The organism is Streptomyces sp. NPDC053069 (assembly GCF_044546895.1).
Taxonomy (GTDB): domain Bacteria; phylum Actinomycetota; class Actinomycetes; order Streptomycetales; family Streptomycetaceae; genus Streptomyces.
In genome coordinates this window covers 1-12,233 of sequence record NZ_JBITZN010000022.1, presented here as the reverse complement: position 1 = coordinate 12,233, position 12,233 = coordinate 1, and the positions used below count along the sequence as shown (strand labels likewise).

12 protein-coding genes are annotated in these 12,233 nt (G+C 67.7%); 6 read left to right on the top strand and 6 right to left on the bottom strand.

Going from position 1 to position 12,233, the window contains the following annotated elements; translation table 11 throughout:
• Positions 1-53: 53 nt before the first annotated feature.
• Entirely contained in the window at positions 54-542 is a 489-nt protein-coding gene (locus ACIGXP_RS36565; protein WP_399775824.1) for a hypothetical protein, read from the bottom strand.
• Positions 543-579: 37 nt separating this feature from the next.
• A complete protein-coding gene (locus tag ACIGXP_RS36560; RefSeq protein ID WP_399775822.1) occupies positions 580-1,239 on the bottom strand; it encodes a DUF6192 family protein in 660 nt (219 codons plus the stop codon).
• A gap of 494 nt (positions 1,240-1,733) precedes the next feature.
• On the opposite strand from ACIGXP_RS36560, the gene ACIGXP_RS36555 reads away from it, so the two are divergent.
• The 4 genes from ACIGXP_RS36555 to ACIGXP_RS36540 all read left to right on the top strand — a co-directional run bounded on the left by ACIGXP_RS36555 (position 1,734) and on the right by ACIGXP_RS36540 (position 6,780).
• A complete protein-coding gene (locus tag ACIGXP_RS36555) occupies positions 1,734-2,471 on the top strand; it encodes a class I SAM-dependent methyltransferase (RefSeq protein ID WP_399775820.1) in 738 nt (245 codons plus the stop codon).
• Positions 2,472-2,615: 144 nt separating this feature from the next.
• Positions 2,616-4,118 carry a transposase gene (locus ACIGXP_RS36550; RefSeq protein WP_399775819.1) on the top strand — a complete coding sequence of 501 codons (1,503 nt, stop codon included), beginning with the start codon at positions 2,616-2,618 and terminating at the stop codon, positions 4,116-4,118.
• 668 nt (positions 4,119-4,786) lie between these two features.
• Positions 4,787-5,626 carry a hypothetical protein gene (locus tag ACIGXP_RS36545; protein WP_399775818.1) on the top strand — a complete coding sequence of 280 codons (840 nt, stop codon included), beginning with the start codon at positions 4,787-4,789 and terminating at the stop codon, positions 5,624-5,626.
• A gap of 620 nt (positions 5,627-6,246) precedes the next feature.
• The gene (locus tag ACIGXP_RS36540; RefSeq protein WP_399775816.1) at positions 6,247-6,780 is read left to right on the top strand and encodes a nucleoside-triphosphatase; all 534 of its coding nucleotides are present in this window, start codon (positions 6,247-6,249) and stop codon (positions 6,778-6,780) included.
• A 58-nt stretch (positions 6,781-6,838) separates the two neighbouring features.
• Here the strand turns inward: ACIGXP_RS36540 and ACIGXP_RS36535 are convergent, their stop codons facing one another.
• Entirely contained in the window at positions 6,839-7,318 is a 480-nt protein-coding gene (locus ACIGXP_RS36535) for a nuclear transport factor 2 family protein (RefSeq protein WP_399775814.1), read from the bottom strand.
• Positions 7,319-7,749: 431 nt separating this feature from the next.
• On the bottom strand, positions 7,750-7,998 hold the full coding sequence (locus tag ACIGXP_RS36530; protein WP_399775812.1) for a hypothetical protein: 249 nt from the start codon (positions 7,996-7,998) through the stop codon (positions 7,750-7,752).
• 95 nt (positions 7,999-8,093) lie between these two features.
• On the opposite strand from ACIGXP_RS36530, the gene ACIGXP_RS36525 reads away from it, so the two are divergent.
• On the top strand, positions 8,094-8,339 hold the full coding sequence (locus ACIGXP_RS36525) for a hypothetical protein (RefSeq protein ID WP_399775810.1): 246 nt from the start codon (positions 8,094-8,096) through the stop codon (positions 8,337-8,339).
• A 718-nt stretch (positions 8,340-9,057) separates the two neighbouring features.
• Here the strand turns inward: ACIGXP_RS36525 and ACIGXP_RS36520 are convergent.
• Together ACIGXP_RS36520 and ACIGXP_RS36515 are read right to left on the bottom strand one after the other, a co-directional pair.
• A complete protein-coding gene (locus ACIGXP_RS36520; RefSeq protein WP_399775808.1) occupies positions 9,058-9,525 on the bottom strand; it encodes a hypothetical protein in 468 nt (155 codons plus the stop codon).
• Positions 9,526-9,601: 76 nt separating this feature from the next.
• A complete protein-coding gene (locus ACIGXP_RS36515) occupies positions 9,602-10,702 on the bottom strand; it encodes a DUF5937 family protein (protein WP_399775806.1) in 1,101 nt (366 codons plus the stop codon).
• 548 nt (positions 10,703-11,250) lie between these two features.
• On the opposite strand from ACIGXP_RS36515, the gene ACIGXP_RS36510 reads away from it, so the two are divergent.
• Entirely contained in the window at positions 11,251-11,886 is a 636-nt protein-coding gene (locus ACIGXP_RS36510) for a LysE family translocator (RefSeq protein WP_399775804.1), read from the top strand.
• Positions 11,887-12,233: the final 347 nt, after the last annotated feature.

Below are 12,233 nucleotides of genomic sequence, written 5' to 3'. Positions count from 1 at the left end.
TCGCGGGCGGAGCCCTCGACGGCGGCAAGCGTGAGATCGCGTGCGGGGTGACCTCAGGCGCGCACGGCTCTGGACCACGACGAAACCTTGTTCGCGCGTGAGGTTGCCACGCGTGGGCGGGGTCCAGGGGTGCGGCGGAACTTCACCAGCATGTCCAGCGCCGCCTTGATGCCGTTGAGCTGGGCCAGGACCAGCTGCACCCACTCATCGTCCGGATCCATCTCGCGTGCGGGCCGACGGTGCCAGTGATCAGCCGGGCGAACTCGTTCAGCTTCCGCAGGAAGATCGCCTGTTCGTGGGCTTCCAGCTCGACCGGATCCCCGGCGAAGCGGTACCCGTCGGCCAGCGTCCAGATGATCGGCGGTCAGATGTTCCTCGACCGCGATGTCCCGCAGCAGGCCGAGGCCCCGGCGGGCCTGCCACGGCGACAGTTCCGTCGCCGCGACCAAGTGAGGGAACCTCAGCCCGGCCGGGCGGGCCTCCATCAGCGCGGCCCGCACCCGGTCGGCCGAGACCGCCGGCTTCAGCGGCCCTCTGCGCACGGCTCCTCGCCCCGCAGCAGGCGGGTCAGCTCCTCGTCTAGGGGGTGTCGTTTGGATCGGGCCGGCCGGCACCCCCTAGGTCGACTTCTCCGGTATCGACGGCGGTCTCCACCCATTCGCACGTCGCTCTAACGCGGCCGACGTTCTTGTGCACGACGGACTGTTCGTCGCCGGACAGCTGGCGGTCGCGCAACTGCGGCACCACCCGGCCAGCGGCCGTGACGAAGCGCTGGCAGGCGCCGACCAGGTCCAGGAACTCGATCGCGTGCTCGATCCGCTTGACCACCGGTGCGACCGGGGAGACCGACTCGCGGCGGCAGTCCTCCCCGGCCTGGCGGGAGCGGTCGACCTGGGCCTGGTTGACCAGGTGCCGGGCGGTGTCGTCAGCCATGGCCCGTTGGGCGACCTCTGGGCGGCGCAGGAAGTCGGTCGCCACGGCGGCCGCGACCGTCTCAAAACGGGCCAGGATGTGAATCGCCTGGATCTTCTCCTGCGGTGTCTGCGGTCGGTCGACCTGTCGGCCGAGGACCCGCTTGGCCTCGTCCAGCGTCCACCGGTTGGTCCCCGAACGTTGGTGGAACGGCGGGCGCAGGATGCGCTCCCACCGGTCGGGCTCGTCGGGTATGTCAGCCAGGATCCGGTGCACTCCGTGCGGTACGCCGTCCTGCCGGTACTTGCTCGGGCACCGGGCCGACACCCACCGGTACTCTTGACCGTCGACACAGGAATCCCGATGTCCTCAGCAAACAGCCCGAGTGACTCGTCAACGGTGAACAGTTCCTCACCCGGGTCCGGATGCGCACCGCCACGGCCGCGAAGCGGCTCGATCTCCAAGGCCAGGTCCCCAATGGCGAATTGGCATCGCGACTGCTGCAGAACCAGCTGGCGGGCTTCGGCGACGATCGATCTGCTGGTAACGGGTCTCGCCAACACTCCCGACAGTATTGGGCATGGCGATCACCACCCTGCATGCCAGGGGCGGCTGATGCCGACGGTCACACCGGCATGCGAGTGGCAGCAGCGTGGACCCGCCGATTCCGGCCACCCCACGAGGCTACGGCTAACGACACGACTTCGGGAGGGATCAGGAACAGGCACTAAGCTTGTTCTTTAAGGTCTGGCCTCGAACGATGCTCTGAGGATGCCTGTAGAAGGTGCGCCACGCGGAAGACGCTCGGACAGGATGGACGGGTGATTGACTACGACGACGAGGCCCGAGACTACGACGCGTCCCGTGGCGGTGAGCCGAGAGCCCTGGCCGCGGCAGACGCGGTGGAACTGCTGCTGCCGCAAGGGCCTTGCTCGATCCTGGACATCGCGTGCGGCACGGGCATCGTGACCAGAAGACTGCTGCGTTCGGAGCGGGTGGTGGTGGGTGTCGACCGTTCGCCCGGCATGCTGGGCCTTGCCGGGCGGCGGGTGCCGGGAGGTGTCGTGCGCGGCGACGCCATGCGGCTACCCTTCGCGTCGGACGGGGTAGACGTCGTCGTGATCGTGTGGTTGCTGCATCTGCTGCCGGACCCCGGATCGGTGCTGGCGGAGGCGGCCAGGGTATTGCGGCCGGGCGGGGTTCTGATCACTACCGTCGACAAGGATGACGCGTACTTCGTCGAGGACAGTGACATCGCCCAAGTCACGGCGGAGTTGCGGCGTCAGTATGCGCCCCGAGTGCCCGACGGTTTCGCCCGGGTGCTTGGTTGGGCGGGAGAGCGGGGGCTGGGCCTTGCCGGGCAGACCGTGTTCCCCGGAACGGGGCAGGGCCGCAGCCCGCGCAGGTGGCGGGAGGTGATCGAGGCGGGCCACATCCCCTGGTGCTCGCGCGCGACCGCGGGCCAGGTGAACGACGTATGCAGACGGCTCGCTGAGCTTCCAAAACAGGACACGGCCCGACCTGATCCGCTGTACCGGCTCGTAGCCTTGAAGGCGTGACGTTGCGTCGGCTGAGGTGGGCTCTGGCCTCGAACAATGTCCCGAACGTGCTCGCCCGTATGGGGATTCCCGGGACGTGAACACGGCCTTCGTCTGATCATGTGCTCCGACCAAGGTGCACCGATCAAGACGAAGGCCGTGAGGGTGAGTCTGCTGCCTGACACCGGTCCCGGGGACGCGTTCGCGAAAGCGTCACGCTTCCGGGACGACTTATTCGACTGCCCGACCGCACGCGGGGACGAACTGTTCGAGTTGGTGGACGCGTTGCTGTGTGCGGACGGGCCGGTGACGGCGCCGGTGGACCTGACGCTGGTTGCCGAGCACCGACGCGGGCACGGTGCCATGTACGACGCCCTGAACAGCGGGAACGTGGACGTTCCCCGGCTGCGGCGGGTACTGGCCGGCCTGCCCATGCCGCAGGCCGCCGACGGGCGTCTGGTCCTCGCCGTTGACATCAGCAACTGGCTCCGCCCCGACGCCCCGACGCCCCGACGCCCCGACGCCCCGACGCCCCGACGCCCCGACGCCCCGACCAGCGCAGAGCGTCTGTTCTGCCACGTCTACGGCCGTAGCGGACGGTCCTCGGACCAGTTCATACCCGGCTGGCCGTACTCGTTCGTCGCCGCCCTGGAATCGGGCCGGACGTCCTGGGTGCAGCTCCTGGACGCCGTCCGTCTCGGGCCGGACGACGACGTCGCCGAGGTCACCGCCGCCCAGGTCCGCCGGGTGGTCGTGGATCTGATCGAGATGGGCCGCTGGCACGTCGGCGACCGCGACATCCTGGTCGTCTTCGACGCTGGCTACGACGCCCCGCGCATGGCCCACCTCCTGCGCGGACTGCCGGTCGAGGTCCTCAGCCGGATGCGCACGGACCGGGTCATGCGCCGTCCTGCGCCCTCCCGCAAGGAGTTCTACCTGGCCAACCCCTGCGGCGGCCACCCGCCCAAGCACGGCAAGGAGTTCCGCTTCGCCAAGCCGGAGACCTGGAGCGAGCCGGACGCGGCGACAGTGCAGGTCACCGACAGGTACGGCACCGCCAGGGCGATGGCCTGGGACCGAATCCACCCCCGCCTGACCACCCGCTCCGCGTGGATCGACCACACCGGCGAACTCCCCATCACCGAGGGCACTCTGATCTGCCTCCAGGTCGACCGCCTGCCCGGCGGCGGCGACCCACTGCCCCTCTGGCTGTGGTCCTCCGCCACCGGTCCGAGTGGCGAGGACGTCGACGTCCGCTGGCAGTCGTTCCTGCGCAGGTTCGACATCGAGCACACCTTCCGGCTGATGAAGCAGACCCTCGGCTGGACCCGCCCGAAACTCCGCACCCCCGAGGCCGGAGACCGCTGGACGTGGCTGATCATCGCCGCCCACACCCAGCTCCGGCTCACCCGCGAAGCTGCCGCGGACCTCCGCCGCCCCTGGGAGAGGCCGGCCGAGCCCGCACGGCTCACTCCCGCCCGGGTCCGCCGAGGGTTTCGGAACCTCCGCCCGCAACCGCACTGTCCGGCCCGTGCACCGAAACCCTCAACACCCGGATCAGGAAGGCCACTTGGTTCGAAGAACCGCCGCCCCACGACCCACTACGACCTCGGGAAAACGACCAGACGACCCGAGAGCATCATCGAGCGCGACAGCCTCAGAGGTTAAAAGACAAGCTAAGCATCTACTAGACACCACCTGACGGGGATTCTTGAAAACGACCAGGGATGCTCTTCGCCCCACTCGGTCCGGTTCTCAACGGAGTGGGGAAGCTCGGCGAGAACCTGTTTCTGATTACGGCGCCTGCTGTTGCCGATGCTCGGTCCCGCCGGTGGAGGTCGTCGGCATTGGTGACGAGCGGCTGCCCCGTGGGCACATCGAGCCTGGCGGCTGCGACGTCGGCTGTAGCCCGTTCTAGGGCCTCGCTCGGCTCCTCGGTCTGCGTCTGGCGCCGAACTGCAGCACCCGTGAAGGGCGTTCTCCTTGAACCCGTTGTCTTCCTCGCGGTAGCGGCGCATCACCTTGGAGCCGGGCGCCCAGCCGACCTGCTTCTCCGCCACGGCGTCGGGGTTGCGAGCGCGGGAGGACTCGGTGACCAGGCCGCGGCGGGGGCTGTGCCCGGTGGGCCGGATGTCCAACTGGGCGCGGGCGCCAATGTCTGCTCAACGTGCGGGGACGGCCTCTGGGTGCGAGAATGAACGTCGAGACCTGACCAAGTCGTTGGCCAGCAGTGACCGGCTCCCAGTGTTGCCCTTCGTGGGGCGAAGCACCAATTTCACTGCATTCAGGCTCCCTTACCACCAGAGGAATTAGAAATCCTTAACGGAGGTCAGGAGATGACCCTTACAGAATATAGCGTGTATGCCCTGAGCCCGGACAAGAGCGGAGTTTATCACTACCACGACGAGGGCTGGATGAAGGTCGGCGGCCCGGCAGGTCGACTCTACGGCGGGGATTTGGGGTTGGTAGCCACCAACCCGGATACCGGAAACCTGTACATGTACTGCAATGAACCCGACATCTGGCGACACATCGGAGGTCCCGGCGCCTCCTTCACAGTCACCAAAGACGCGGTGTACGGCCTGAGTCCAGACAAAAGTGGTGTCTACCGCTACGACGGTCATGACACCTCGTGGACCAAGGTCGGTGGCCCGGCAGGCCAACTCTACGGCGGGCCTTGGGGGCTTGTGGCCACGAACCCGGATACCGGAAACCTGTACATGTACTGCAATGAACCCGACATCTGGCGACACATCGGAGGTCCCGGCGCCTGCTTCGCAGTCACCGCAGATTCGGTGTACGGCCTGAGTCCAGACAAAAGTGGTGTCTACCGCTACGACGGTCATGACACCTCGTGGACCAAGGTCGGTGGCCCGGCAGGCCAACTCTATGGCGGAGATTGGGGGCTCGTGGCCACGAACCCGGATACAGGAGACGTTTATGGATATCGGTATATTGATCCGGCGGACAATCCTGATCAACCTGCCGGATGGGGCTACCTCGGCGGTCCTGGTGCCGATTTTTCCGTCACCTATGAAAGCGTGTTTGGCCTGAGTCCAGACCGAAGTGGCGTTTGGCGCCTACGCGACGGAGACAGTTCTTGGCAACCAATTGGCGGACCGGCAGAATCCATTGCCGCAGCGCTATGGGTGAGTAGACACCCGGACCCCCACTGAGGCGAACACTTCCGCGGACCGGACCGCCTCGTCTGGTCAAAGCTCGGAACGAACGGGGATCCCGGCTCAAGCGGCGGGCCATCGATGACCTGGCTGGCTATCGGGCGGCCCCTCCCTTGTGGCGTCCGTCCGCAGGTCAGGCACCCTGTGGGTGGGGAGATCCACTGAGCGGGTCTGGGGCCACCCCCGAGCAGGGGTTGGGGAGATTCAAATATCCCCATCACCACCACGGTCACATTCACCGAACACCGCAGGCACAACGGCCGAGCCGCCCTGTCGCGGAAACTCACCGCTCCCGGGCGGCTCGACGAGCGAAGTCCGTCATCCATCCCGTTCCGGAACGGCGACGCCCGCCCGCCAAGCCCGCGCATCTGTCCCGGCTCAACCACGGCCTGCCCAGCTCGGTCACGACCGACATCACCCTCCTTCCTCGGCTGACGCGCTGGTCGCCGCGACACACGGCCGTGGTCTGTGGAGACTCGGGCTGAGCAGGTGAGCTGACCGAGCCGCCGGCGCGCAGTGACGGTCCGGTCTTCACCGCGAGAGGCACTGCATCGGCTGTGGGCCTGCCGCGCCGACACCGGGGACCTGCCATACGGGCCTGTCAAGGAGCACACACGATGCCGACGAGAATCCTGCTCGAAGGACGCCCCGGCGCGGGCAAAACGACCCTTGTCCGCCGCCTGGCCACGCTCCTGCGCACCCGCAGGGCGGTCGGCTTCACCACGGAGGAGATCCGGCACGGTGGTACACGCAGCGGCTTCGCGCTGGAGACACTGGAGGGCGGTCACCGAGCCGTGCTCGCCCATGTCGACCTGCCCGGTCCACCGCGGGTGGGCCGCTACGGCGTCGATCTGGACGTCATGGAGCAGTTCGCGCTGCCGCCGCTCATGTCGGCGGCAACGGATCCCGCTCCTGAAGATCTCGTCCTGATCGACGAGCTCGGGCGCATGGAGCTGGCGTGCACCGCGTTCCAGGACACGGTCCGCCGTCTGTTCGAGTCCGACATCGACATCGTCGCCACAGTCCACGCGCACCGTGACCCTTTCACCGACGCCCTCAAGCACCGCCCTGACATCACTGTGCTCCCAGTGACCCGGACCAACCGGGACACGCTCCCCGTAGATCTGGCAGCCCGGCTCGAGAAGCCATGAAAGCGTCAACCGAGTGGCACCATCGGAGCAGTAGTTCCAAGGAACGGGAATATGCAGCTCAGGCGTTCGACGATCCGGGCTGCTGGCCGCTGAGCATGGCGGTCACGGCAGGCAGCCGCCCCATTGCGTGAGCCACACCGAGGCTGTCCATGTAGTCGCGCACATGCACGATCAGGCCGTTCCGGACCCGCATCACCAGAACGCCCGGGAACTCAAACGATCCGCCGATCGTGGCAATGGTCCCGGTGACGATCTGCTCGACGGTGATCACTTCTGGATCGGTGGACTCATGCACCACCACCTCACGGACCGGCTGCGGCTGGGCCGGGCTTGCGCCCCAGCCGGCCTTGTACCCCGCGCGCACCTCCTCGCGCCCGTGATAGCGCGCGGGCATTCCCGGGAAGAGGAACGGAAACTCATGGACGGCGTCGACCGCATACAGGGCGGCCAAGTCGTCCGCGGACTTGTCGAGCATCGCACGGCGGTATCGGGCCAGTGCTTCGCGAGGGCCGAGGTCAGCCGGGGACGTGGTGGACATACGGTCGGACTCCGTTCAGCCAGTGTGCGGTCAGGCGGGCCCGCCCTGATGACGGTCCCAAGTAGCAAGCCATAAAAGGAGCTTCGGGGAACCAGGCCCTCCAAGATCTGCATGGCGTCCGACTCGGCGACCCTCCTCACCGCTCTGTACGTGAAGATCGATGGCGAGAACGGAGTAACTCGATGCAGCAGGCAGACCGCCCCTGCTCGGCGCCGCACGTCAGAGGCTGACCTTCGAGGACAACCACATGACCAGCGCACCCACCCGGGAGCTGCGGCGGACTTGCGTAGTGAACTGCGTGATCGCACGGATGCGGGGCCGCGCCGCGTGCAGCGTACGGTTCACCGGTGAGATTCACATCCTTCAACGTGCTGCACGGCGGGCGTCCGCGCTCGCTCTTCGGGCAGGTGCACGACAGGGGCGCGATCTCTTCACGGATCGGACGTGGGCAGCAGTAAGGGCAGCAACGAGACGGCCATGGGGTGTGGCGTTATCGCGGTCGTCGCGCTCATCCTGGCGGTGGCGACACAGTGCGGTGGCGAGGACGGCAAGTCGGACTCCGCGTCGACGGCCAAGCACATCGCTGCCACGAGCATCACGGCCGGCTCGCCGAAGCCCGCCCGGTCGAAGCCGAAGAAGGTCACCATGTCGCTGCCGGAGATCGCCGATACCCCCGGCACACTGGCAGTTCAAGAAGTTCGTCGCGGCGCATGGAACGGACGAGCAGAAGGAGGCGGTCGAGCACCTGAAGAAGTGGCGGGGGTACTCCCGCAAGGTGTACCCGGCAATCGAGGTGGCATCCGACTACCCGACCGTCGACTACGAAGCAGATGATGCCGTCGACAAGACCCAGGACTTGGAACAACAGTCCCAGTACATCGCTGAGGCGTTCGCTTCATGGTGGCAAGCAGATGAGCCATCGGTGATCCAGGTCTTCGACCGTGGCGGCAAGTACACCGCCGGTACCTCCTGCATCCGGGCCGACAGCGTCAGGGCCCATGGGTCGTGCCTCAGCATGTGATACGCATGGAGCCCGTACTGGTACGAGGGTTCGGGCTCCACGTGCGGGCATTCTCCGGCTCTGACCTGACGTGGGCCGTCAGAGACCAGGGAATCGGCGCCACCTCCGTACTCGTGAGCGCGGGATCCCCCGGCTTGCGCGGAGTTCGGTGGCGCGCTTGGAGCCGGGAGAGAGGCCGCCTCCGAAAGGCGTCAGTACCCGGCCCATCGATTCCTCGGTGTCCTCTGCGGAAAGCCCGGAGCGGCGTAAGCGTGGGGCATCGCGGCACCGTACCGAAGCCGCCGTGCACAAGGACGCGACGTGCCGTCCGGACCGCACGGTGGTAGGAGTTGGCCCCGCGGCAGAGGAGGCGACCGCGAGGCCGTGGTGCTCGGGGGCGTGACGGGCCGGTCTTCCAAGGTGTCGTTGTGATCCTTTCCAGTCGGCGGACTTTGTCCGAAGTGGTTCCCCTGGCGGCTACTCCCCTGGCTCAGGCGTGGCGTCGTCGCTCTCGAGACGTGCAGGTTTGAGTTTTGCAGCGACAGGGCAGCTGCGCCCTGATAACGCGTGGCCTGGAGACCCGCTGACCTGTACCTACCAGGGACGGCCACCGATGTCCGCTGTTCCCTGACTGTTCCTGACCGATGGGACACACCAGGAGCACATGTGCCTCGCTCCAGCGCTGCTGCCGGAGCGTCCACCCGGTGGGTAGCAGTGTCATGACATGTGATGACAACTTCTAGGGCCACAGCACCTCTCCGTCTCGAATGACCAAAGGGTCGAACTGGTCTGACTCGTAGAACCTGGTCCAGCCCAGACGGACCGTGCCGGTGGCGCTACGGTGCCGGTCATCCGCCTTGGCGGCCAGCCAGCTGAGCAGTTCACCAATGCGGTCGAATTCGTCGGGGTGGATCTCCTGGCGAACCGTCAGGGCCCATGCACGCGCGTGCTCATGGCGGAGTAGCACCGCGACCAACGCTCCATCGATCTTCCATGCCTCACCGTGCTGGCCCAGCAGAGGAACGGGGTCGTCGACCACGACGGGTTCGCCGCGGGCATCCTCCTCCACTGTCGGAAACGCCGTCACGACATGGAGAGTTCCCGGCTTGGGGCCCAGCCCGAGATGCCACCGAAGCTCTGCGAGCTCATCGTCAGACAGCTCGTCGCGCAGGTTCAGGACGATGGAGAGTTCGTAGATGTCTGCCACAGCGGCAAGCTATCGGGCCGGTATGACAGCGTTTCGCGCAGGCGTCCAGGGGGAGACGCGCTGCAGATGCCCCCTGTCAGTTCCGGGGTGTGGCGACGAGACCGTTGAGGGCTGTGGCGAGCTGGCCGAGGCGGGTGGGGTCGAGAGAGTAGAGGACGTAGTAGCCGTCGCGGCGTGTGGTGGTCAGACCGGCCTGGGTCATCTGCTGGAGGTGGCGGGAGATCACGGACTGCGAGAGACCGAGCAGGGTGGCGAGTTCCTGGGTGCTGCGGCTCCGCTCGGCGAGGCAGGTGGCGATCTGCAGGCGGGGGGCGGCGGCCAGGGCCCGAAGCGCCGAGAGGAGTTCGTCCTGGCTCGGCGGGCGGGGCGTGGAGGCGGGCGCGAGGGGCAGTGCGGGGTAAGTGACCCGAAGAGGCCATGGTGTGTCGCAGGTGATGCGGACGTGGGGCCAGACGTAGTGGCTGGCGGTGAACGTCACCGGGCAGGCGGGGGTGACAGTGATGTCGTGGTGGTGCGGGCGGTCCAGGCGCAGCGTGCGTTGTGCGGGGTCGATGCGGATCTGCGGTACCAGGGTTCGCAGCATCGGGAAGACTCCGTGGTGGGCGATCCGCTGGCCGGCATGGGCGATCGACTCGTAGAGGGTGGGTTCGATGCGGTCCCATTCGCGGGCGAAGGCGGCACTCCAGTAGTCCTCCAGTGCGGTGAGCGCGCCCTCCAGAGCCGGGAGGGGGTCAGTGAGGACCTCGCTGAGTCGTGCGGCCCGGGTGGGGTCGGTCTGCTGGAGCTCGGTGAGGGCCGCGTCGCGGGTGGCGGTGTCCTCGACGAGGTCGTCGCCCCGGTAGCGGGTGGTGTCGACGAGGGTCTGGGCGAGTTCGGCGGCCAGCTGAGCGGGCGGTAGCCGGCGAATGACGGCGAGCTGGCCGGCGAAGTCGGCGTGGTGGTCGTCCGCCAGGGTTTCGAAGAAGACCGGGATGTAGTCGGCCACCACGAAGCCGTGATCGCGCATCTTCCGGCGCAGCGCCGCGGGCAGCCGGCGACAGCGCCTGACCCAGGGCACATGCAGGGCGTGGTGTCCGGGGCCGGTGAGCACGTGCCAGGAATGGACCGCTTCGAGCAGGGGGGAGACGGAGAAGGCGAGGTCCTCCTCGACCGTCTCGGAGAAACGCAGCGTGATCACGATTGCATGATTCCACAATCACTTGATCGGTTCGCGCGGCGTCGTTCAGGCTCAGGGGGAGCAAGCACTCCGACATCACTCCGGACTCACCCCCTGGACATGGTCATCACTCCTGATCAACTCGAGGCCGCAGACCCTCACCGCCAGGCGCCTGGCAGGCCCTGTTCGACACGCCGGCAGCCCGTACACCATCCACGGGCGCCCGCCTCGCCCGCGCCGTCGGCACCAGCCGTTCGGAGCTGCTCGCCGCCGACCCTGATCTGCTCAGCACCGAGGGCCTGGTCCCCGGGAGCATCCCCCTGCTCAGCCACCGTGCCGGGGTGGCGCGCCTGATCGACACGGCGGTCACCGAATCCGCGCACCCGGTCTGCCGCGGCGCCGGATCCGTTGGCCGCGGCCTCCAGGTGGCACCCGCGGTCCTGGTCCGACTGCCCCGTGCCCACCTCACGATTCTGCGCCGGTGGTCCGCCACGCGGGCGCGGCCCGCCTCACCGCACCCAGCACCGTGCCGAACCGGCACCCCGCACGACTCAGAAAGCAACCGGCCCATGGTGTCCACCTCCAACCTTCTGGCCTTCGCCGCGATGTCGCTCGTCGTGATCGCCATCCCGGGACCGAGCGTCCTGTTCGTGATCGGCCGCGCCCTTGCCCACGGCCGCCGCACCGCTCTCGCCACCGTCCTCGGCAACCTCCTCGGCTGCTACGCCGTCATCCTGGCCGTAGCCCTGGGCCTGGGCACCCTGGTCCAGAGCTCCGCCACTGCCCTACTGGTGGTGAAACTTGCCGGAGCCGCCTACCTCATCCACCTCGGCGTCCACACGTTCCGCCACCGCGACCGCCTGAGCGCGGACATGGCGGTCACTGCGGACGAGAAACGCAGTGATCTGCGCACGGTCATGGACGGGCTCCTGGTCGGCATCACCAACCCCAAGGGCTTGGTCTTCTTCGCCGCCGTCCTGCCCCAGTTCGTGGACCACGACGCCGGCCACATCCAGCTCCAGATGGTGATCCTCGGCCTGGTCCCGGCCCTCATCGGCCTCCTCTGCGACACCCTGTGGGGCCTGGGCGCCTCCGCGGCCCGCACATGGTTCGCCGGCTCGGACCGCCGCCTCTCGATGATCGGCGCCGCAGGCGGCGTCGCCCTGATCGGCCTCGGGATCACCATCGCCGCCACTCATCACTGACCGGCTCCGCCTCGCGGGCTCCGGACCACCCCGTCCCGTTGGCCTGGTGTTGCCCACGGCTCGCGATCACGGCGCAGTTCCGGGTCCACGGACGCGGACCCGGCCGGGAAGCGGGTCCCGTCCGGGTGAGGCGGCGATCCATGATGCCGATCACCGCCCAGCGGATCATGGTGTCTCCGGCCGGACGCGGCCGGCCTCGTAGTCCCTGGCCAGGCGCCGGTGGCGGTCAGCCACGAGAAGGTGCGTTCTAGCTGTATTGATCACGAGCGTTGTTAACGCTGGCCGGTCTTGATCGTGGCGAAGGCCCCCGTGTGTGGTGGAGGTGTCGAATCTTCACCGCACGGAGG